Annotated in this window: 23 protein-coding genes; 3 read left to right on the top strand and 20 right to left on the bottom strand. The window is 71.9% G+C overall.

What is annotated here, in order from left to right; all coding sequences use genetic code 11:
- Positions 1 to 309, top strand: a 309-nt coding sequence (locus HYV93_07000; protein ID MBI2525715.1) for a nucleotidyl transferase AbiEii/AbiGii toxin family protein, incomplete at its 5' end; no start/stop codon positions are given.
- 237 nt (positions 310 to 546) lie between these two features.
- On the opposite strand, the gene HYV93_06995 is transcribed toward HYV93_07000, so the two are convergent.
- The 10 genes from HYV93_06995 to HYV93_06950 all read right to left on the bottom strand — a co-directional run bounded on the left by HYV93_06995 (position 547) and on the right by HYV93_06950 (position 8,479).
- Complete coding sequence (locus HYV93_06995) at positions 547 to 816, bottom strand: type II toxin-antitoxin system Phd/YefM family antitoxin (GenBank protein MBI2525714.1); 270 nt, start codon at positions 814 to 816, stop codon at positions 547 to 549.
- 212 nt (positions 817 to 1,028) lie between these two features.
- Complete coding sequence (locus tag HYV93_06990) at positions 1,029 to 1,856, bottom strand: cytidylate kinase family protein (GenBank protein ID MBI2525713.1); 828 nt, start codon at positions 1,854 to 1,856, stop codon at positions 1,029 to 1,031.
- 6 nt (positions 1,857 to 1,862) lie between these two features.
- On the bottom strand, positions 1,863 to 2,060 hold the full coding sequence (locus HYV93_06985) for a hypothetical protein (GenBank protein MBI2525712.1): 198 nt from the start codon (positions 2,058 to 2,060) through the stop codon (positions 1,863 to 1,865).
- Positions 2,057 to 2,449 carry a hypothetical protein gene (locus tag HYV93_06980; protein ID MBI2525711.1) on the bottom strand — a complete coding sequence of 131 codons (393 nt, stop codon included), beginning with the start codon at positions 2,447 to 2,449 and terminating at the stop codon, positions 2,057 to 2,059. Before HYV93_06980 ends, HYV93_06985 begins: the two co-directional genes overlap by 4 nt.
- 90 nt (positions 2,450 to 2,539) lie before the next feature.
- Entirely contained in the window at positions 2,540 to 3,301 is a 762-nt protein-coding gene (locus HYV93_06975; GenBank protein ID MBI2525710.1) for a GGDEF domain-containing protein, read from the bottom strand.
- Between the two features lie 10 nt (positions 3,302 to 3,311).
- Positions 3,312 to 4,835 (bottom strand): hypothetical protein, encoded by a 1,524-nt coding sequence (locus HYV93_06970; GenBank protein ID MBI2525709.1) that lies wholly within the window; start codon positions 4,833 to 4,835, stop codon positions 3,312 to 3,314.
- A 176-nt stretch (positions 4,836 to 5,011) separates the two neighbouring features.
- The gene (locus HYV93_06965; GenBank protein ID MBI2525708.1) at positions 5,012 to 6,082 is read right to left on the bottom strand and encodes a type IV pilus twitching motility protein PilT; all 1,071 of its coding nucleotides are present in this window, start codon (positions 6,080 to 6,082) and stop codon (positions 5,012 to 5,014) included.
- Positions 6,083 to 6,144: 62 nt separating this feature from the next.
- Complete coding sequence (locus HYV93_06960) at positions 6,145 to 6,381, bottom strand: hypothetical protein (GenBank protein ID MBI2525707.1); 237 nt, start codon at positions 6,379 to 6,381, stop codon at positions 6,145 to 6,147.
- A gap of 74 nt (positions 6,382 to 6,455) precedes the next feature.
- Positions 6,456 to 7,496 (bottom strand): response regulator, encoded by a 1,041-nt coding sequence (locus HYV93_06955; GenBank protein MBI2525706.1) that lies wholly within the window; start codon positions 7,494 to 7,496, stop codon positions 6,456 to 6,458.
- Positions 7,493 to 8,479 carry a GGDEF domain-containing protein gene (locus tag HYV93_06950; GenBank protein ID MBI2525705.1) on the bottom strand — a complete coding sequence of 329 codons (987 nt, stop codon included), beginning with the start codon at positions 8,477 to 8,479 and terminating at the stop codon, positions 7,493 to 7,495. Before HYV93_06950 ends, HYV93_06955 begins: the two co-directional genes overlap by 4 nt.
- 219 nt (positions 8,480 to 8,698) lie before the next feature.
- On the opposite strand from HYV93_06950, the gene HYV93_06945 reads away from it, so the two are divergent.
- Complete coding sequence (locus HYV93_06945; GenBank protein MBI2525704.1) at positions 8,699 to 9,493, top strand: alpha/beta fold hydrolase; 795 nt, start codon at positions 8,699 to 8,701, stop codon at positions 9,491 to 9,493.
- A 106-nt stretch (positions 9,494 to 9,599) separates the two neighbouring features.
- Here the strand turns inward: HYV93_06945 and HYV93_06940 are convergent, their stop codons facing one another.
- The 7 genes from HYV93_06940 to HYV93_06910 all read right to left on the bottom strand — a co-directional run bounded on the left by HYV93_06940 (position 9,600) and on the right by HYV93_06910 (position 16,302).
- Positions 9,600 to 10,199 carry a CDP-alcohol phosphatidyltransferase family protein gene (locus HYV93_06940; protein ID MBI2525703.1) on the bottom strand — a complete coding sequence of 200 codons (600 nt, stop codon included), beginning with the start codon at positions 10,197 to 10,199 and terminating at the stop codon, positions 9,600 to 9,602.
- A gap of 52 nt (positions 10,200 to 10,251) precedes the next feature.
- Positions 10,252 to 11,640 carry a CoA transferase gene (locus HYV93_06935; GenBank protein ID MBI2525702.1) on the bottom strand — a complete coding sequence of 463 codons (1,389 nt, stop codon included), beginning with the start codon at positions 11,638 to 11,640 and terminating at the stop codon, positions 10,252 to 10,254.
- 88 nt (positions 11,641 to 11,728) lie between these two features.
- Positions 11,729 to 12,508, bottom strand: a complete 780-nt coding sequence (locus HYV93_06930) for an SDR family oxidoreductase (GenBank protein ID MBI2525701.1) — start codon at positions 12,506 to 12,508, stop codon at positions 11,729 to 11,731.
- A 31-nt stretch (positions 12,509 to 12,539) separates the two neighbouring features.
- Complete coding sequence (gene nudC, locus HYV93_06925) at positions 12,540 to 13,403, bottom strand: NAD(+) diphosphatase (protein MBI2525700.1); 864 nt, start codon at positions 13,401 to 13,403, stop codon at positions 12,540 to 12,542.
- Positions 13,400 to 14,011: a 3-isopropylmalate dehydratase small subunit gene (gene leuD, locus HYV93_06920; protein ID MBI2525699.1), complete on the bottom strand. Its 612-nt coding sequence runs from the start codon at positions 14,009 to 14,011 to the stop codon at positions 13,400 to 13,402. Before leuD ends, nudC begins: the two co-directional genes overlap by 4 nt.
- A gap of 1 nt (position 14,012) precedes the next feature.
- A complete protein-coding gene (leuC, locus tag HYV93_06915; GenBank protein MBI2525698.1) occupies positions 14,013 to 15,428 on the bottom strand; it encodes a 3-isopropylmalate dehydratase large subunit in 1,416 nt (471 codons plus the stop codon).
- A gap of 10 nt (positions 15,429 to 15,438) precedes the next feature.
- On the bottom strand, positions 15,439 to 16,302 hold the full coding sequence (locus HYV93_06910; protein ID MBI2525697.1) for an isocitrate lyase/PEP mutase family protein: 864 nt from the start codon (positions 16,300 to 16,302) through the stop codon (positions 15,439 to 15,441).
- Positions 16,303 to 16,411: 109 nt separating this feature from the next.
- Between HYV93_06910 and HYV93_06905 the strand changes: the two genes are divergently transcribed.
- The gene (locus HYV93_06905) at positions 16,412 to 17,863 is read left to right on the top strand and encodes an aminopeptidase P N-terminal domain-containing protein (protein MBI2525696.1); all 1,452 of its coding nucleotides are present in this window, start codon (positions 16,412 to 16,414) and stop codon (positions 17,861 to 17,863) included.
- Between the two features lie 12 nt (positions 17,864 to 17,875).
- Here HYV93_06905 and sseA read toward each other — a convergent pair whose 3' ends face one another.
- Genes sseA through HYV93_06890 form a run of 3 tightly spaced genes read right to left on the bottom strand, consistent with a single transcriptional unit; the run spans position 17,876 to position 20,808 of the window.
- Complete coding sequence (sseA, locus tag HYV93_06900) at positions 17,876 to 18,730, bottom strand: 3-mercaptopyruvate sulfurtransferase (GenBank protein MBI2525695.1); 855 nt, start codon at positions 18,728 to 18,730, stop codon at positions 17,876 to 17,878.
- 41 nt (positions 18,731 to 18,771) lie between these two features.
- On the bottom strand, positions 18,772 to 19,956 hold the full coding sequence (locus HYV93_06895) for an acetyl-CoA C-acyltransferase (protein MBI2525694.1): 1,185 nt from the start codon (positions 19,954 to 19,956) through the stop codon (positions 18,772 to 18,774).
- A gap of 21 nt (positions 19,957 to 19,977) precedes the next feature.
- Positions 19,978 to 20,808, bottom strand: a complete 831-nt coding sequence (locus tag HYV93_06890) for a PP-loop domain-containing protein (GenBank protein MBI2525693.1) — start codon at positions 20,806 to 20,808, stop codon at positions 19,978 to 19,980.
- Positions 20,809 to 20,901 lie beyond the last annotated feature (93 nt).

The following is a 20,901-nucleotide window of genomic DNA, read 5'->3' as shown; positions in this document are numbered from 1 at the left end:
CATCCGGTACTGGGGCGGATGGACAGCCCGGAAAATATTCTCGCGAGCAAGGTGACGGCGGCCATCGATCGTCAAGAGCCGAAGGACTTGGCCGACATCTGGGGATACTGTCGCCTGATGGGCTTGCTTCTCGACCGCGCGCTGACCGATGCACACAGCAAAGCCGCAGGGCTGTTCCCGGCCGATCTGGCTAGAGTGCTGTGCGCCGCCACACGCGCCGACTGGGAGGCTGTTCGCTGGATCGAGCCACCCAAACCCGAGGACTTCGTACGCGACCTCCGGGAATTGGGTGAGCGGCTGATCTTATGAGGGCGGCTATTTCTTCCCGCGCTGGGTCGGCGCCGGAACAAGCCGTGTACTTCTGACCTGCGGCGCGAACGCTGCGGAATCCAGCCAGCTCGGAGATGAGGGGTCTGCCCTGGTCTTCCGGGGAATGCGCGAGCTGGCCGGCGCGAGCGTAGATGCCGCGCTGAACCCTCTTGTCGGAGATCGCTTCCAGAAGCCTGGTCGCCGTCTCGGTCCACTTGACGGCGTAGACCTGGTGGGTCACGGCCCGAGACGCGCCCCAACCTCCTCGTGGTCGAGCAGCCGGCCACGCTCGATGTCCTCGATGCTGTCACGAAGCGCCGCCACGAGCTCGGGCTCGCTGAGCACGTCGAGCGTCTCGACGATGCTCTCGTAGAACTCCCACGGCAAGACGGCGAGAACCGGCTGACCCCGGCGCGTAATGGTGACCGCGCGCTCGGGCTCGCGCGCGAGCTTCTCCGGTAGGTCGAGGAATCCCTTGCGCGCCTCAGAGATCGTCAGCTGGGTCATGGCTCGCCTCCTTGTGCACTTGAATGTACATACAAGCGCTCACTTCGTCAAGCGGCCTGGGGTCAGGTCTTGCATTCCAACATCGGCAGGCGCGGTCCTGCACTGGGAGGCGGGGCAGAGTAGCGGTCGTCGTGCACCGCCACGAGCGCGACGGCGCGGGGGCCAGGGCTATCTGTTGGATTGCAAGACCTGACCCCCCGGGACCCCCCGGGTCAGGCGACGAAGGGTGGGATCGGCGGGATCTCCACCTGCTGGGTCTTGACCTCCCGGACCCCGTCCACGGTGCGGGCCACGTCCACGGCCTCCTCGAGCGCGGCCGTCCCCTCGAGCGTCACGACGCCGGCCCTGGCCTCGACCGTGATCCGGTACTTTCTCGTCTCGGGGTGAGTCGCCAGCGCCACCTGGACGCGCGAGGCCAGCGAGCGGTCGGCGACCAGCTGCGCGGCCGCCGGGGTGGCGGCCAGCTCGGGCCGGCGCGCGAGCCCCGCGATGAGCTCCACGGCGCCCTCCGCCGTCACCTTCTCGGTGTTGATCACCACGTCGTAGAGCGCGGAGTCGCGCAGGTCCACCTCGTACAGGTAGCGCATGCGCCCGGCCTTCTCGGTGTCGTCCCGCCTGACCATGTCGGTGATGGTCCGCGGGTTGGTTTGCTCGCCCATCTGCCCCGACAGCTTCTTGCCCAGGCGCTTCACCCTGAGCTCGAACGGAGCCGTGACGCGCACGCGGACCACGTGCGGGATGCCCCGGAGAAGCCACTGGCCGCCGCGGCCCATGAGCACCACGTTGTCGGCCTCGGCGAACTCGTAGAGCGCCGTCTGGATCACCGTGATGTAGCGCCGCGTCTCGGCGTCGAAGCGCTCGAAGAGGGAGGGTTTGGTCTCGTCCAGGTGGGAGAGCTTCTCCTCCAGGAGCCCGTAGCGGTGGGCCGCGTCCGAGATCAGCTCCTGGTCGATGTAGCGGTAGCCGAGCCGCTGGGCGAGCTGCTGCCCGATCTCGGGGCCCCCGGCGCCCATCTCGTGGGAGATGCAGATGATAGGCATGTGCCCTCACTCCTTCCTGTACTTGGCCTTGAGCGCCGCCGGGGCGATGGCGATCCGCTTGCCGCCGACGTCGTCGAGGACGTAGACCTCGTCCGAGAGCGTGCTGCTGGCGAAGACCTCGAAGACCCCGAGGGCCTCCTCGAGCGAGGCACTCCCGGGGCGCTCCTCCATCAGCCGCTCGACCTCCTCCCGCGCGAGCCTCACCCGAGGGCTTTCTCGGCCTTCTCGACGTTGGGGACGACCAGGACCACCTGGGCGGCCCCACCGCCGGCCGCGGAGGTGGTGGCATAGACGCACTTGATGTTGATCCTGGCCGCGGCAAGGCGCTGCGCCGCCTGCGCGAGCGCGCCGGGGCGATCTTCCATGGAGAGGAGCAGGGCCGGCTCCTCGCCGCACCGGATCTTGGCGTCCGTCAGGGCCTTCTTGGCCCTGGCCAGGTCGCTCACGACCAGCCGGATCTTGCCCCGGCCGCCGACCTCGGCGGCACAGACCCCCGAAAGGTTGACGCCGGCCGCCGCGAGGCTGCCGCAGACCTTGCCGAGCACGCCGGGCCTGGATGGGGTCGAGACCGTGAGCTGGGTGATCCTCGCCATGGCGGCACCTCCTGGGGGTGGCTGGAGCTGGGAACTGGCTTCTCCCTACCAGGAAAGGCGGGCGAACACAAGCACCCACTCGGCCAGAGGCTACCCCCCCACCCGGTTTCGCCCGCCTGCCTTGGCGGCGTACAGGGAGGTGTCGGCGGCCTTGAACAGGTCGTCGGCACTGGTGGCGTCGTCGGGGAAGGCGCCGAGACCGACGCTGATCGTGACAGGCTGCCCGTGAGAGAAGGTCGCCCGGCCCACGCAGGTCCGGATCCTGTCGCCGTAGACCAGCGCGCCCGTCCACGCGGTCTCGGGCAGCAGGACGGCGAACTCGTCGCCCCCGTAGCGGCAGAGTGTCGTCCCCGCGCGCGACTGGGTCTGGACGAGGAGACACAGCTCCTTCAGCACAACGTCGCCGACATCGTGGCCATGGTTGTCGTTGACCTCCTTGAAGCGGTCCACGTCCAGGAGCATGAGGCAGAGTGGATGGCGATAGCGCTCGGCCCGCGCGATCTCGTCGCGCAGCCGCAGGTCGAAGTAGCGCCGGTTGTACGCGCCGGTCAGCTCGTCGGTGAGCGACAGATCGCGCCAGCGCAGGTTGGCCCGGTCCGCCTCCCGCGCCAGGTCCCAGATCACGGCGCCACCGCCCACCATGAGCAGGATCGTCGACAGCGCGAGGGCCGGGAGATAGCCGCGCTGCTCGGCGGGCATGCCGACGATGTGCATGAGGAGGACGTAGAACAGGATCAGCGTGGGGATGACGGTGGACAGCGCCAGCGCGATGACGACCCGCTGCCGGATCGGCGAATCGCCCATCACGCGGAGGCCCCGGGGCGTCGCCTCGCCTGTCCTCGCCGCGTCCATTCGATTCTCCTCAGCGGCCACTTGTGAGCGTCTCAGCGAGAGCCGGGTCCGTCTCGCGCAGCCCGCTCAAGGCGCGGCTGCGCTCGGCGCGGGCTTCCGGATACTCCGCCCGGAGCCGGAGCGCCCGGTCGAGGGACTCGATGGCCTCCGCGTGTCGCCCCTGGTCGGCGTAGAGCATCCCGAGCCGGAGGGGACCGTCAGGAGCCGCCGGCGACAGGCGAATGTAGGTCCGGAGCGCCCACTCCGCCTCATGGTAACGCTTCTGTCCCGCCAGGAGAGCGCCCAGATTGTGATACGGGTCCCCCCGTTCGGGGCGCAGGAGGATTGCGTACCGGAAATGCGCCTCGGCCAGCCGGAGACGCGCCGGGCCTGCCCGGTCCGATCTCACGATGGCCGCGCCCATGTTGTTGTTGCAGAGTGCGCACTCGGGGTCCGCGGCGAGCGCGGCCTGCCAGAGGCTCTCGGAGCTCTGCCAGATTCGGGTCTGCCGCCATGCTCCGGCCCCCCAGCCCAGTACAACAAGCGCCGCTGCAACCGCGAGGGAGCGCGCCACCCAGCCCGCGACCCGACCTGCGCGGGCGGCGCGAGCGGTCCAGACGAGTCCGGCCCCCGCCAGCACCGCGAAGCCGGGCCCCGAGAGGTAACTGTACCGGTCGTGGGCGAGCTGGTAGCCGGCGTGAACGATCCCGCTCACCGGCAGGAGCACGATGGCGGAATGCGCCCAGGCCGCGAGCCCCGGGGGCCACCGGCGCCTCAGGGCCACCAGCATCGCCGTGGTCAGCGCGACGGCCACCATCGGTCCCAGGAAGCGCCACTCGACGAGGTTCGCCGAGCCCGGGATCTCGTAGAGCGGCGAGAGCCCGACCGGCCACAGCATCGCCCGGGGATAGAACCAGAGGCTGTAGCCGACCAGGGCCACGCGGGCCGCCGGCCCATACTCGCCGTACCCCGTCACCGTGGCGCCCCGGCTCAGCGCGAGGACGGCGGCGGCAGCGCCGACGAGGCCGAGCCCCGCGTACGGCGCCTTCTCCCTGAGGAGCGCCTTCCAGCCGAGTCCAGTCCGCCTCAGCGGGTAGAGGTCGAGGAGCAGGAGGGTCGCCGGCAGGGTCATCGCCATGGCCTTGGACAGGAGCGCCGCCAGGAAGGCCAGGAGGGACAGCGCCCGCCAGCCGGGCCGGATCGCCCCCTCCCCCTCCGTCCCGCGCAAGTAGGCCAGCACCGCCAGCAAGTAGAAGAGCCCGCAGAGCACGTCCCGCCGCTCCGTCACCCATGCCACCGACTCCGCCCGCAGCGGATGCACCCCGAACACGAGCGCCGCCAGCGCCGCGCCCGCCAGCACGGACACGTCCCGCGTCGCGAAGCCGGCCGCCAGGAGGCGGCGCGCGACCAGGAAGAACACGCCGGCGTTGGCCGCGTGGAGCAGCAGGTTCCCCAGGTGATAGCCCCACGGGTCCATCCCGCCCAGGGCGTAGTTCACCCCGAGGCTCAGCCAGGTCAGGGGGATGTAATGCCCCATGAGGGTCGTGGTGAACATCCACGAGAGCTGGGCCCGGCCCAGGCCGCGGAAGTGCGGGTTGTTCAGGATGTTGGCCGTGTCGTCCCAGTTGACGAAGCCCGCCCCGAGTGCAGGCAGGAAGGCGAGGAGGCTCGTGAGGCCGATGGCGAGCGGAAGCAGCCCGAGCAGCCGACGGCGAGCCAGCGGCGGAGGGGTCAGGACGAGGGGGGTCTCCCCATGATGCGGGCCAGCTCCTTGCTGTCGAAGCAGTGCTCCATGGCGTCCTCGTAGGAGATGAGCCCCCTGTCGTAGAGGCCCTTGAGAGACTGCTCCATGGTCTGCATGCCGATGGAGGTTCCGGTCTGGATCACCGACTGGATCTGGAAGGTCTTGCCCTCGCGGATCAGGTTCCGGACGGCGGGGGTCGCGAACAGCAGCTCCACCGCGACGACGAGGGCCTCGCCGTCCTTCCGCACCAGGAGCTGCTGGGTCATGATCCCGTGCAGGACGTTGGCCAGCTGCACCTTCACTTGCTGCTGCTGGTGGGGCGGGAACACATCCACGATGCGGTCGATGCCCTGGGCGGGCGTCTTGGTGTGCAGCGTGGCGAAGACGAGGTGGCCCGTCTCCGCCGCGGTCAGCGCCGCCTCGATGGTCTGGAAGTCCCGCATCTCACCCACGAAGATCACGTCCGGGTCCTCGCGGAGACAGGCCCGCAGCGCGCTGGCGAAGCTCACCGTGTCCGTCCCGAGCTCCCGCTGGACCACGATGCTGCTCTTGTGCTGGAAGAGGTACTCGATGGGGTCCTCGAGGGTGACGATGTGGAGCTGCCGCTCCTGGTTGATGCGGTCGATCAGGGCCGCCAGCGTGGTGGACTTGCCCTGCCCCGTGGCGCCGGTGACGAGCACGAACCCCCGCTTGAGCTTGGTCAATTCGTGCACGGCGGGGGGCAGCCCGAGGGAGTCCAGCGACGGGATGTCGAAGGGGATGCGCCGGAGCGCCGCCGCCACCGAGTCCCGCTGCATGAACGCGTTGATCCTGAAGCGGGCCAGCCCCTGGATGCCGTAGGAGAAGTCGTAGTCCAGCTTCTCGCGGAAGATCCGCTTCTGCTGGTCCGCCATGATGGAGAAGACGAGCTCCTGGACCCGCTCCGCCGTGAGCCTGTCGCTGTGGAACGTCACGAGCTTCTTCTGGACGCGGTACACCGGAGGCAGGCCCACCTGGAGGTGGATGTCGGTGGCGTTCTTCTTGATGGCCAGCTCGAGGATCTGATCGATGTCCTTCACTCCGGGCTCCTCTCCACGGGGGCGCGGCCCGGGGTCCCACCGGGCGGCGGCGAGCCGGGACGTCAGTCCGCGGTAACGAGCGCGAAGTTGAGCGCCTGGAGCTCGCCCTGGATCGGCGCGTGGGTACGGCGGGCGCCCCGGCGCCGTTCCTTCGGAGGCCCCGCCGCCCGGCGCTGCCGGCGCTCGACGCGACGCCGATCGAGCACCACTTCGACGCCGGCCTCGCCCGAGAACTCCCGCGCAAGGTGGGCGCACAGCTCGGGCTCCTCGCGCGCCACGATGAACAGGTACCGGGCCATCGCCGCATGGTACCCCAGGGACTCGGCGCGAGTCCAGAGTACGCTGCGGCGCCCCGTCGGCCCCTGGGGCCCGCTCAGGCGAGGGAGGTCCGGCGGATCTCTTCGAAGATCTCGAGCGGCAGCACCACGAAGGTTGCGACCACGGCGGGATCGAACTGAGTGCCGGCCGACCGCTGGATCTCGGCCCGGGCGGCCTCGAGGGGGATGGCGCGGGAGTAGGGCCGGTCGAAGGTCATGGCGTCCAGGGCATCGGCCACGGCGAAGATGCGGGCCCCCCGCGGGATCTCCTCGCCCTTGAGCCCCAGCGGGTAGCCCCTGCCGTCCCAGCGCTCGTGGTGGTGGTAGACCACGGGCAGCGCCCCGCGGAGGAAGGGGATCTGCTCCACGAGCTGGCGCCCCACCTCGGGGTGGGATCGCATGACCTGCCACTCGGCCGGCGTGAGGGGCCCCGGCTTGAGCAGGATGGCGTCGGGGATGCCGATCTTGCCGATGTCGTGCAACAGCACCCCGTGCTCCAGGTCGGCCAGCTCGTCCTCCGGCACGCCGAGGGCGCGCGCGATGGTCAGCGTGTAGCCGCGCACGCGCCGGGAGTGGGCCTGGGTGCCCAGATCCCGGGTGTCGATGGCGGAGCCCAGCGCCTCGAGCGTGCTCCGGTAGGTGTCCTCCAGGTCCCGCGTGGCCTCGCCCACGCGCCGCTCCAGGAGCGCTTGGTAGTCGCGGCGCTCGATGAGGAGATGGCGGCGCTCGAGCGCGCGCTCGGCGGCGACCATGAGCTTGTCCACGTCCACCGGCTTGAGGATGAAGTCGTAGGCGCCGTGCTTGAGGCTCTCGACGGCGGTCTCCACGTCGGCCACGCCGGTGAGCATCAGGACGGCCGCGTCCGGCTCCATGGCCCGCGCCTGCTTGAGGAGCTCGAGCCCCCCCATCACGGGCATGTTCACGTCGGTCACGGTGAGCGGCGGCCGCTCGGCTTCGAAGGTCGCCAGCGCCTCCTCGCCGTTGGTGGCCAGCTGGCAGGTGTACCCGCTGGCCCGGAAGACCTCCTGCAGCACCGTGCGGATGTGCCGGTCGTCGTCCACGATCAGAACCTCGGTGTGCCGTCCGTTGTCGCTCATGCGCGCGTTGCCTCCACTTCCACGGGGGAACCCGGTGCGGCCTCGTAGAGGCAGATGCGGTCCTTGCCGGCCCGCTTCGCCCTGAAGAGCGCCTCGCCGGCCGCCCGGATCAGCTCGTCCGCCGAGGGGGCCACGTCTTCGGGCAGCGAGGCGACGCCGAAGCTCGCCGTGACGCGCCGGCCGTGGGCGAACGGGTAGGCGGCCAGCACCTGGCGGATGCGCTCGGCGTACAGCCCCGCACCGGTCTTGGCGGTCTCCACCAGCAGGACGGCGAAGGTGTCCGCCGCGTGCCGGCAGACCACGTTGATGCCTCGCGAGTACCTCGTGATGATGTCGGCGACGATCCTGAGCGTCTCGTCGCCCGCGCCGCGCCCGAGCGCGTCGTTGATGGCGTTGAGCCCGTCCACGTCCAGCATCACCACCGAGACGGGGTGGTGGAACCGGCGAGACCGGGACACCTCCTCCTCGAGCCGCACGGAGAAGAAGCGCCGGTTGTAGAGCCCCGTCACCTCGTCCGTGAAGGAGAACTCCTTGAGCCGGGCGCTGGTGAGCTCGAGCTCCCGGTAGGCTCCCTCGAGGCGCTCGGCGTACTGGCTGACCTCCGCCGCCTGCTGCTTGATGGTTCCGAGCATGCGGGTGAACGAGGCCATCAGCGTGCCGATCTCGTCCGACCGCGCCGCCGTGATCTCCTCGACCTGCCCGGCCTCGGTCACCGCCGCGGCGGCGTGGGAGACGGCCGTCGCCAGGTCCCAGATCACGAACCCCCCGGCCAGCATGAGAAGCCCCGTGAAGATCAGGAGCGCCTCGAACCAGACCAGGTCGCGGAAGTGCAGGACCGGGTCGAGAAAGGGCAGCACGTGGGCATAGAGCGAATAGGTCAGGATCAGCATGGGGATCACGGAGGACAGCGTGAGCGCCAGACAGATCTTCTGCTTGACCCGCTGGCCCGCGAACGCCGCCTGCCGCTCCATGGGGTAACGCATGCTTCTGACGCTCTCAGGCGGGCAACATCCGTGCCACGGAGAGCCGTGGCTAAGTGTCCGTAGATCCTCCTGCCAACCCGAGGGGAGACGCCACGCGTGCCCTTCCGGAGCGCCCAAAACCGCCACCCGCCTTCTGAGGAATGTCACCGTGCCGCGGAGTGCGAAATAAGTTCGCGCCCCACGTTCGCCGCCCGGGCACTCCGTGCTACCGTGGGCGGCATGAGAGAGCACATCAACGGAACCGTGCTGGCCTGGGACGAATCCGGGGCGGGAGAGCCCGCCCTCCTCGTGCACGGCATCGGCGAGACGCGCAGCGCCTGGCGGCATCAGCTGGAGGACTTCGGGGCGCGATTCCGCGTCATCGCCTGCGACGTGCGCGGCTTCGGCGAGTCGGAGACCGGAGACGGCGCCGGCAGCGTGGAGCAGCTCGCGGCCGACCTGCGGGCGCTGCTCGATCGGCTCGGCGCGGGCCCCGCCCGCGTGATCGGCTTCTCCATGGGCGGGGTCATCGCCCAGCGCTTCGCCCTCGACCATCCGGACATGACACGGGCCGTGGTGATCGCGGCCTCGTCCAGCGTGGTGAATCGCCGAGCCGCCGACTACTACCTCGAGCGCGCCGCGCTGGCGGAGCGCGACGGGGTGGCGGCCCTGAGGGCGGCGGCGATGGGGGATGCCGCCGTCTGCTTCACCGTCTCCGGCGCCGACATCATCGAGGCCTACCGCGAGGTGCGCCGGAACGGGGTACGAGATGCCGCCGGCTTCGCCAATGCCGCCAGGGCCATGGCCTCGCTCCTCGAGGCGCCGCTCACCGAGGCGCTGGCCGGGCTGCGAGCGCCGGCCCTGGTCATCACCGGGGAGCGCGACATCTTCTGCCCGCCCAAGGCCTCGGAGATCATCCACGCCCGGATCCGGGGCTCGCTGCTTCGCATCGTGCCGGCAGTCGGCCATTGCCTGCACTGGGAGGACCCGGCCACCTTCAACCGGACCGTGCTGGACTTCCTCGCCTCGGCCTGACGGGGCCCGCCCGGTCCGGAGCCCTGCGACTTCAGGCTGCCGCTCACCGCGGGGCGGCGGGGCTCGCGCCGGCCGGCGTGGTGTGAACCCCGACCAGAGGTGCGGGTCAGGCCCGGCGCGCTGCGCGGAGGCGGCCCAGCATCGCGAGGCAGAAGATCACCTGGCCGATGCTGGACAGGACGAAGAAGGGCCCGAGCCACCCGAGCCAGGTGAAGGGGACGATGAGGTAGATGCCGTCCTCCAGCTCGAAACCGCCGGCGCTGGGGTACAGCGGCGCCCGCGGCCCCGGGGCGGCCTCCACCGCGATGCCGAACGCCGTGGCCGCCAGCCCCGAGACCGCTGCGAGCATGCCGAGGAGGACCGGCCAGTCGGTCCATCCTCCGCTCCCGAGCCCCACACCGATGCCGAGGAAGAGCGCCCCTGAGCTGAGTCCTCCCACCGCGAAGTCGTAGTAGTACCCCAGACGGGAGGAGCGGCCGGTGAGCCGGGCCAGCTCGCCGTCTGCGTGATCCACGAAGCGCGCCAGGGCGAAGAGCGCAGCACCCCACAGGCCAGCGCCCCTGTCTCCCCGGGCGAAGAGGAGACCGGCTCCCAGCGCCAGGAAGAGGCTCGCCGTGGTGATGTGGTTCGGATGGACGGCGGGCACGCCCGCAAGGGGCCTCACGAGCCACCGGGCCAGGCGCTGATCCCACGGGAGCCCGATCACGGCCGCTCTCCCACCAACGCAGTCCCGGGGGCCAGTGGGTGGCCGGGAACGCTCAGTGGGGCCAGGCCGCGTCGTGGGTGCCCAGCGGCGCCGCGGGGCGCGTCCAGCGGGCAGGCGTCTCCGCGAGATGCTCGGCCGGCGCGACGGCCTGCATGATCCCGAAGGGCGTCTCGCTCGATTCCATGAGATCGGCCACGTCCTCGGGCCTGAGATCGCGCACCAGGATCCCGTCCACCCGGCCGAGGCCGTCGATCCAGCGCCCCGTCCGGGCCAGCGAGAGGCGCACCAGGTAGCTGCCGCCCTCTCGCGCGCGCCTGGCAAGAGCCGCCATCGCGCCGAAGGCGGCGAGATAGCCGGTGGCATGGTCCAGGGCCTGGGCCGGCAAGGGCCGCGGGCCCTCGACGCCGGCCGCGAGGCCGCCCTCGTGGGCGATCCCGCTCACCGACTGCACGAGGCTGTCGAAACCGCGCCGCCCGCGCCAGGGCCCGGCCTGCCCATAGGCGCTGAGCGTGACATAGACGATGCCCGGCCTCAGCGCTGCCACCTCCTCCGGCGACAGGCCGCGGCCGTCCAGCGCGCCGGGGCGATAGCCCTGGCAGAAGACATCGGCCTCGCGGATCAGGCGGCGCAGGCACTCTCCCTCCTCGGCCCGCCGGAGATCGAGGGTCACGGAGAGCTTCCCGCGCCCCGTGTCCATCACGAGCAGCGGGATGCCCGGCAGGTGGTGGGCGGTGACGAGCATCACCTCGGCCCCATGCGCGGCCAGGGTGCGCCCGCAGACGGGGCCGGCGATGACCCGCGTGAGGTCGAGCACTCGCACGCCGGACAGTGGACGGTTCCCCGTCCCGCACGGCTCCGGCGGGGAGTCGCCGATGCGGACGATCTCCAGGAGCGGCAGGCTCGCGACGGCGCGGGCCTGTGGATGCAGGGCCCACTCCTCGGCGGAGCGCACCATGCCGGCGCACATGCCCGCCTCGGCGAGCGCGTTCTCGAGGGAAGCGGCCTGCCACCGCAGGACGGCGGCGCCCACCGCTTCGCGGGAGGCCTCGCAGCCGAGGATGCGCAGGACCCCATCCCGGTGATGGGGAAAGTTGCAGTGCAGCTGCATCCACCGCCCGTCGCCGGTGCGGTAGTAGCCCGAGATGGGGCTCCAGGGATCGGCCGGCGGCTGACCATCCACGCGCAAGTAGCGCTCGGAGCGAAAGGCGGTGGCGGCGGCGCGGATCTCCACGCCCACCGCCTGCGCGCGCCCCGTCCTCCACCGCCAGCACTCCGCGGCGGCCAGCGCCGAGGCGCCGATGCTCGCCAGCGCCGCCGTCCCGACCTTGAAGGGGCCGGGCAGGATGGGGTCGCAGCCCGTGAGCGAGAGGCGCTCGAGCGCCTCCGGAGCGCAGCCGGCGGCCTGCCACAGCCCCGCCAGCGCGGCGGCCGCGTCGCTCATTCCGGATCGCCGGGGGACCGGCCAGCCGGGCGAGGCAACCCCCGGGGCGAGGCGAGCGGAGGAGGGCACTCCCGAGCGAAGCCCGGTGTCACTGCATCCGGAACCCGCCGCAGACGTTGATGGCCTGGCCGGTGATCGCGGAGGCGGCCCCCGAGGCGAGGAAGAGCACTGCCTCGGCGACCTCATCGCCCGTGGGCATGCGCCTGAGCGGGATGTCCTTCACGAACCACTGGCGCGCCTCGTCGAAGGACTTCCCCTCCGCCTTGGCGCGGGCGGCGATGACCTGGTCGATGCGCTCGCCGTGAATGGGCCCGGGCACCACGACATTGACGCGGATGCCGTGGGGCCCGAGCTCGGCTGCCAGCGAGTGGCTGAGGCCGATCATCCCCCACTTGGAGGCCGCGTAGGGCGTCCGCAGGGGGTAGCCGATACGCCCGGCCACGGAGGCGATGTTGACGATGCTGCCCTCGCCGCGCTCGATCATGACGGCCGAGGCGTGCTTGGCGCAGTAGAAGGCCCCGCTCAGGTTGATCGCGAGGGTCTCCTCCCACTCCCCGGGCGCGATGTCGCGCGCCAGCTTGGTGGGCCCGGCGATGCCGGCGTTGTTCACGAGCACGTCGATGCCGCCGTAGCGGGCGACGGCCGCCCGGACCATGGCCGCCGCGTCCGGCTCCGACGAGACGTCCGTGACCACGACGAGGGGGTTCGTGCCGAGCGCCGTGAGCTCGGCGGCCGCCGCCTCGAGCTTGTCCCTCGAGCGCGCCGCCAGGACGACGTTGGCCCCCTCGTGCCCGAAGCGCAGCGCGATGGCCCGACCGATGCCGTAGCCGGCGCCCGTGACGATGATGGTCTGGCCCTTGAACCCCATGGCCGTCCCTCTTTCCTGCCGGAGCCCGCTTCTAGCCGCGGGCGTAGTGGCCGAGAATGAACCCCGCGATGCTGTGGCGGGAGGGCCCCGGGGGCAGCCGGTCGCCGGGGAACCAGCGCGCGTCCTCGAGCTCGGCCCGGTCCACGCTGACCTCGCCGCCCGCGTACTGCGCGACGAAGCCCACCATGAGCTGGCTCGGGAAGGGCCAGTTCTGGCTGCCGACGTAGCGGATGTCCTTCACCTCCACGCCCACCTCCTCCTTCACCTCGCGCGCCACCGCCCCCTCCAGCGACTCGCCGTTGTCCACGAAGCCGGCCACCAGCGCGTACCGCCCGGGCGCCCACTCCTTCTTGCGCGCGAGGAGACAGCGGTCGCCGTCCCGCACCAGCACGATGACGGCGGGGTGCAGATGGGGATAGTGCTCGTAGCGGCAGCGGGGGCAGCGCTTGCCCCACTCGCCCGCGATCGGCGTCATGGGCTCGCCGCAGCGCGGGCAGTGCCCGCTGGTCTGCTCCCACCACAAGGCCTGCATGGCCATGCCGCCCAGGGACAGCAGATCGTCCGCCAGCCGCGATCCCTGCATGGGCAGGAGCGTCTCGCGGTGGAGCCCCTCGGGCACCGAGGCCTCCCGCGGCAGGGCGGCGGCCCAGCAGGGCGCGCCCTGCCAGGTGCCGAGCCAGAACGGAGAGCCGAGGGCGCCCGCGAGCTCCCGCGGCGGCGGTCCGGCGGGCAGCCGGAAGCCCTGGCCCTCGGGGAGGACGACGAGCCCCTGGCTCTGGACGATGAGCCACTGCCCCTCGGCAGGCGCCGGCGGGGTGCCGCCCTTGGCGGCCTCGAAGGCCGGGCCCAGACAGTCGCGGTTGAAGGGCAGGTACACCGTCAGCGGCGTGGTCATGGCAGGAGCCAGGGCATCTCGACGCCCGCCCGCGCCTCGAAGGCCGCGATGGCCTCGCCGTGGCCGAGGGTCAGCGCGATCTCGTCCTGGCCGCGGAGCAGGCACTCCTTGCGGAACGGGTCCACGCTGAACGGATGGCGCGCGCCGTCGGGGCCGGTCACCGTCTGCGAGGGCAGGTCCACCACCATGGTCGCGCCCGGCCGCTCGTGGAGCTGGCGCCTCATTCCCGCCACGACCTCCGGCGGGAGCACGACGGGCAAGGCGCCGTTCTGCCCGCAGTTGCCGAAGAAAATGTCACCGAAGGAGGGCGCGACGAAGGCGCGGAAACCCCAGGCGTGGAGCGCCCAGACGGCGTGCTCACGCGAGGAGCCGCAGCCGAAGTTCTCCGCGGCCACGAGGATGCGAGCGGCGCGGTAGGGCGCCTGGTTCAGGACGAAGTCCGGGCGCTCGGCACCCCCCGCGTCGAAGCGCATGTCGTGGAAGCAGTAGCGCTCGTACCCCGGGCCCCGGGGCTTGTGCAGGAAGCGCGCCGGGATGATCCGGTCCGTGTCGACGTTGGGAAGGTCCAGGGGCGCGGCGCCGGCCTCGAGCCGGATGAAGGCCTCCACCTCAGGCGCCTCCCGCCGCGGAGCCGAGCGTCCGCACGTCAGTCAGGCGCCCCGTCACGGCGGCGGCGGCGGCCATGGCCGGGCTCATCAGGTGCGTGAGCACGCCCTGGCCCTGGCGCCCCTCGAAGTTGCGGTTGGATGTGGAAGCGCAGCGTTCGCCCGCGCGGCCCAGATCGCCGTTCATCCCCACGCACATGGAGCAGCCCGGGTCCCGCCACTCGAAGCCGGCGGCCCGGAAGATCCGGTCGAGTCCCTCGGCCTCGGCGGCCCGCTTGATGAGCCCCGAGCCCGGCACGACCATGGCCGGGACCCTCGCCCGGCGCCCCCGGGCCACCGCCGCGGCCGCACGCAGGTCCTCCAGACGACTATTGGTGCAGGAGCCGATGAAGACCCGGTCCACGGGCACCTCGACGAGCGGCCGACCGGGGGTGAGGCCCATGTAGCGGAGCGCCCGCTCCATGCTCGCCCGCCGGACGGGGTCGCCGGCCGCCGCCGGGTCGGGGACGAGCCCCGTGATGGGAAGCGCGTCCTGCGGGCTCGTGCCCCAGGTCACCATGGGGGCGATCTCCCGCGCGTCCAGCGCCACCTCGCGGTCGAACACCGCATCGAGATCCGAGGGCAGCGTCTTCCAGAACGCCAGCGCCCGTCCCCAGAGGGCGCCCCTCGGAGCGTGGGGCCGCCCCTCGAGGAAGGCATACGTCGTCTCGTCCGGAGCGATCATCCCCGCGCGCGCCCCGGCCTCGATGGACATGTTGCAGACGGTCATCCGCTCCTCCATCGACATGGCCACGATGGTGGACCCGGCATACTCGATAGCATGCCCCGTGCCGCCCGCCGCCCCGATGCGAGCGATGATGGCGAGGATCACGTCCTTGGCGGTGACCCCGAAGGGGCGCGAGCCGTCCACACGGATGCGCATGACCGCGGGCTTCCGCTGCCACAGGCACTGCGTGGCCAGGACATGCTCGACCTCCGAGGAGCCGATGCCGAAGGCCAGCGCCCCGAGGGCGCCGTGGGTCGCGGTGTGGGAGTCCCCGCACACCAGCGTGATCCCGGGCTGGGTGAGCCCCTGCTCGGGGCCGATGACATGCACGATGCCCTGACGCGGATCGCCCACCCCGAAGTGGGAGATGGCGGCCTCCGCGGTGTTGCGGGCGAGCCCGTCCACCATGGCGCGGATCTCCGCATCGGTGGCGGCCACGGTGCCGGGGGCCGTGGGGACATAGTGGTCGGCCGTGGCGAAGCAGCGCTCGGGGCGCCGCAGCGTCCGGCCGGCGCTCCGGAGCCGTCCAAAGGCCGAGTCCGAGCCGTCGTGCAGGAGATGGCGGTCCACGTAGAGGAGCGTCTGGCCGCCGGGCCCGGCAGCCACCACGTGGCGCCGCCACACCTTCTCGAAGAGACTCTGACCCGCGCTCACGAACTGCCCATCACGCGCCGCCGAACTTCTGCTCGACGTCGTGCCACCAGTCGAAGCCGACCCTGCGGAAGATGTCCATGGGGGACAGGACCGGCCCCTCCTGCGGCTCGAGCCCCGTCTCCTTGAGCCTGGCGAGCGCCCGCTCCATGGCCGGGATGGCTGCGCCCATGCACGCGGCCGGGAAGATCACGACCTTGAAGCCCAGCCGCTCGAGCGTGGCGACGGGGAGTTGCGGCGTCTTGCCGCCCGGGACCATGTTGGCCAGGAGCGGCGCCTTGACCTCCCGGACGATGCGGCCGACCTCCTCCTCGCTCTGCGGCGCCTCGACGAAGACGATGTCGGCGCCGGCCTCGGCATACAGGTTGCCGCGCGCGATGGCGTCCTCGAGACCCGTGACCGCGCGGGCGTCGGTGCGCGCGATGATGACGAGGTCCGGATCGGTGCGATACTCGCACGCCGCCCGGATCTTCTCGGCGAACTCGCGCGCGGGGATCACCTGCTTGCCCGCGATGTGGCCGCACTTCTTCGGCGCCACCTGATCCTCCAGGTGCAGTCCCGCCACGCCCGCGCGCTCGTACTCCCGCACCGTCCGCACCACGTTGAGCGCGTTGCCGTAGCCGGTGTCGGCGTCGGCGATCAGGGGCAATGAGATGCAGGAGGCCAGGTGCCGGGCATGCGTGGCCATCTCGGTGAGCGTGGCCAGCCCCAGGTCCGGCTGGCCCAGGTGGGAGGCGGCCGTGCCGGCCCCGGTCATGTAGGCGGCCCGGTAGCCGGCACTCTCGATCAGCCGGGCGGAGATCCCGTCGTAAGCGCCGGGAGCGACGATGAGGCCGGGCTCCTGGAGCATTCGGCGAAGCTGCGTCGTGGTACGCATCGGCATGCCCTTTCCCGGGCGCTAGGCCCGCGAGCGCGAGTGGCCCCGCAAATTGTTCGCCGATCTTTCCCGGCTGTCAACCGCCCGGTGAGGTAGCATGGAGGTCCGGATGAGCCAGCCACCGCCCTTCACGGAGCGCCGGCGCCGCTTTGCCGAGATGATCGGCGAGGGGATCGCTGTCATCCCCGGCGCCCAGGAGACGCTGCGGAACGGCGACGTCCACCACGAGTTCCGCCAGGCCTCGGACTTCTTCTTCCTCGCCGGCTTCGAGGAGCCCGACGCGGTGCTGCTGCTCGACCCCACCCACCCGCGGGAACGCGTCGTGCTCTTCGTCCGGCCCCGCGACCGCGAGATGGAGATCTGGAACGGCCGGCGGGCCGGGGTGGAAGGCGCCGTGGCCCACTTCGGCGCCGACGCCGCCTACCCCGTGGACCAGCTCGACGACCGGCTGCGCGAGCGCCTGCTGGATCGGCCGGCCCTCTACTACCGGCTCGGCCAGCCGGGCCTCGACGGCAGGATCCTGAGGCTGCTGGAGCAGGCGCGGGCCGCGAGGGCGCGCGGCTACTCGGTCCCCGCGCGGGTCGAGGATCCGGGGCCGCTGCTCCACGAGCTGCGGCTGAGACGGCTGCCCGCCGAGGTCGCGGCGCAGCGTCGCGCCTGCGAGATCAGCCGCGAGGCTCACGTCGAGGCCATGCGCTTCGCGGCGCCGGGGCTCTACGAGTACCAGGTCCAGGCCGCCCTCGAGTTCGTCTTCCGCATCCACGGGTCGCCCCGCAACGGCTACCCCTCCATCGTCGCCTCGGGCCCCAATGCCTGCATCCTGCACTACACCGAGAGTCGCCGCCGCATCGAAGCGGGCGACCTCGTCCTCGTCGACGCCGGCTGCGAGTGGGGATACCACAGCGCGGACATCACGCGCACCTTTCCCGCTGGCGGGCACTTCACGGCGCCGCAGCGCGCCATCTACGGCCTGGTGCTGGACGCCCAGGCGGCGGCCATCGCCGCGGCCCGGCCGGGACAACCCTACGAGGCCGTGCACGAGGCCGCCCGCCGCGTCCTCACCGAGGGCCTGGTGGCGCTGGGCCTCGTGCCCCTCGGGGTGGCGGACTCGCTCGCCATGCATCATTACCGCGAGTTCTACATGCACGGCACCGGCCACTGGCTCGGCATGGACGTGCACGACGTGGGGGACTACCGGATCCGGCGGCAGTCCCGGCTGCTGGAGCCCGGCATGGTCCTCACCGTGGAGCCCGGCCTCTACGTCGACCCCGAGCGCGAGCGCGCCACCTTCCACCTCCGCGAGTACAGCGAGGAGGAGATGTGGGACCGGCGGCTCCGGCTGGGGATGGCCGCGGCGAAGAAGGTCGAGGAAGAGGAGAAGGCAAAGACGACGACGGTCGACCACCCGATCCCGCCCGAGTACCGCGGCATCGGCGTGCGGATCGAGGACGATCTCCTGATCACCGAGACGGGCGCCGAGGTCCTGACCGCCGGCACGCCGAAGACCGTCGAGGAGGTCGAGCGCACGTGCGCCGAGCCCTCCCGCCTGCCGCGGCTCTGAGCTGCATGCGGGTCAGAGCTCCACGGGGGTGTCGTCCCGCCCACCCCATTCCGTCCAGGAGCCGTCGTACACGGCGGCCTCCCCGCGCCCAAGCACGTGGAGCCCCACCGCCAGCACGGCGGCGCTCACGCCCGAGCCGCAGGTGGCCGCCACGGACCGGGCGAGGTCGACGCCCGCGGCCTCGAACACCGCCCTGAGCCGGTCCGGCGCCAGGAGCCGGCCGTCCTCGGAGCCGAAGAGGCGGTCGTAGGGCAGGCTCAGGCTCCCGGGGATGTGGCCGGCGCGGAGGCCCGGTCGCGGCTCGGGCTCCGTGCCGACGAAGCGACCATGGGATCGGGCGTCGAGCACCTGCTCGCGCCGGCTGTCCACGTTGGCGAGCATGGCCTCGAGGTCGCGCACCAGGCCCGGGCGAGGACGAGCCGTGAATCGGCGCGGCACCGGCCGCGCGGGCTCGCCGGAGGCGAGCGGTCGCCCCTCGGCAAGCCAGGCCGGAAGCCCCCCGTCCAGCACTGCCACGCGATCGTGGCCGAAGACGCGGAAGGTCCACCACACGCGGGCCGAGGCGATCATCTGGCGCGCCGCGTAGACCACGACGCGGTCCCCGTCGCCGATGCCGAGCGCCCCCGCCGCCCGCTCGAACTCCGCCGGCGCGGGCAGCATGTGCGGCAGCGGGCTCTCGCGGTCCGCGATCTCGTCGATGTCGAAGTAGACGGCGCCCGGGATGTGGGCGGCGCGGTACTCGGCGCGCGCATCGCGGTGGAGATGCGGCAGGTAGAAGGTCGCGTCCAGGACGCGCAGGTCCGGATCGCCGAGGTGCGTGGCGAGCCACTCGGTGCTGACCAGGGGGCCCAGAGTGTCGGTCGTCATGCCTGCCCTCTCGGCTGTCCGAGAGGCGCCCCGCCCCCGCGTCAGGCGACCTCGAAGAGCCCCGCGGCGCCCATGCCGCCGCCGATGCACATGGTGCAGACCACGAACTTCACGCCCCGCCGCTTCCCCTCGATCAGCGCATGGCCGACCATGCGGGAGCCGGACATCCCGTACGGGTGGCCGATGGCGATGGCGCCCCCGTCCACGTTGAGCCGGTCCATGGGGAGGCCGAGCTTGTCGCGGCAGTAGACGACCTGCACGGCGAAGGCCTCGTTGAGCTCCCAGAGGCCGACGTCGTCCAGCTTGAGGCCGAAGCGCTCGAGCAGCCGCGGCACGGCGAACACGGGACCGATGCCCATCTCGTCGGGCTCGCAGGCGGCCACGGCCAGCCCGCGGTAGATGCCGAGCGGATGGAGCCCGCGCTTCTCGGCCAGCGTGCCGTCCATCACCACGCAGGCCGAGGCGCCGTCGGAGAGCTGGCTGGCATTGCCCGCCGTGATGTGCCCCTTCTCGCCGGTGACGGGCTTCAGCGCCGCCAGCCCCTCGGCGGTGGTATCGGGGCGGTTGCCCTCGTCCTGCTTGAGCGTCACCTCCTCCTCGCGCACCTCGCCCGTGGCCTTGTCCTGGACGAGCTTGCGCGTGGTGAGCGGCACGATCTCCGCGTCGAAGCGGCCCCCGCGCTGTCCGGCCGCCGTCCGCTGCTGGCTCGTCAGCGCGTACTCGTCCTGCCGCTCCCGCGTGACGTAGTAGCGCTTCGCCACCACCTCGGCCGTCTCCAGCATCGGCATGTAGACCTCGGGCTTGTGCGCGTCGATCCAGGCCTCGTGGATGCGATGGTTGTTGAAGTGCTCGTTCTGGACCAGACTGACGGACTCGAGCCCGCCGGCCACCATGATCGGCACCCGGTCCACGAGCACCCGCTGGGCGGCGATCGCGATGGCCTGCATCCCCGACGAGCAGAAGCGGTTGACCGTGGCACCGGAGGTGGTCACGGGGAGCCCCGCGCGCAGGGCGGCCTGGCGGGCGATGTTCTGCCCCGTGGCGCCTTCCGGCAGCGCGCAGCCCATGATCACGTCCTCGACCTCGCCCGGCTCGAGCCCGGCGCGCTGCACGGCGTGGCTGATGACATGCCCACCCAGCGTCGCGCCGTGGGTGTTGTTGAAGGCCCCGCGATAGGCGCGGCCGATGGGGGTCCTGGCGGTGGAGACGATGACAGCCTCTGGCATGGCGGCTCTCCCTCCGGGTTCTCAGTCGTCCTGGACGTCTCGGCGGCTTCCAGCCTGGCGGCCCCCCCGCGCTGCCGGGGCGCTCGCGGGCTCATCTTGCCTCACTCCCGGAGGCGGGGCAAGCGCTGCCACGGCGAAGAGGGCGTGCGGGTGCACGTTGGCGAGGGCCGCGAGGATCGACTCCCGCACGCCTGGATGGCGCGCGCCGAGCCCGGCGAGGAAATCGCGGATCTCGGCGCGCACGCTCTCCTTGTCGCTGCAGACACATCCCACGGCCTCAAGCCCGTGGACCCGCGCGTACTCGGCGGTCAGCGCCTCGCTCGCCAGCGCCAGCGGCCGGATGAGCCGCAGCCCGCCCTTGCGCGAGGCCGCCACGGGAGGCAGGGAGGCGATCCGCCCGTTGAAGAGGATGTTGCGCAGGAGCGCCTCGGCGCAGTCATCGGCCGTGTGGCCCAGCGCCAGCACGTTGCAGCCGGCCTCGCCGGCCGCGCGATAGAGCCAGCCGCGGCGGTGGCGGCTGCAGACGTCGCAGCCGTGGACGATGCCGTCCGTGACCAGGCGCAGCGTCCTGCGGTCCTCCAGCAGGACCCACGGGATGCCGAGGGCGCGGATCTGCCCCTCGATCGAGCGGATCGGCCGGGTGAACTTGCCCTGCTCGAGGGTGACGGCGACCAGCTCGTAGGGGAAGGGCGTCCGCCGGCGGTGGGCCGCCAGCACGTGGAGCAGGCAGAGGCTGTCCTTGCCCCCGGAGACGCCCACCGCCACACGGTCGCCGGGCCGCAGCATGGCGAAGCGCCCCATGGCGCGGCCGACGGCCTCCAGCACCCGACGCTCGACCTCAGCGGCCTCCATGCCCCTCCCCCTCGCCGCGCGGGCCGCTATCGCCTCGGCCCAGAGGCGCGCCGACGAACCGTCGGGCGGCGCCGGGTGGGGCAGCGCGGCGCC

This window comes from Candidatus Rokuibacteriota bacterium, assembly GCA_016188005.1.
Lineage (GTDB): Bacteria > Methylomirabilota > Methylomirabilia > Rokubacteriales > CSP1-6 > UBA12499.
Note: the sequence above shows the minus strand (reverse complement) of the source record. Positions and strands in the feature narration are given on the sequence as shown.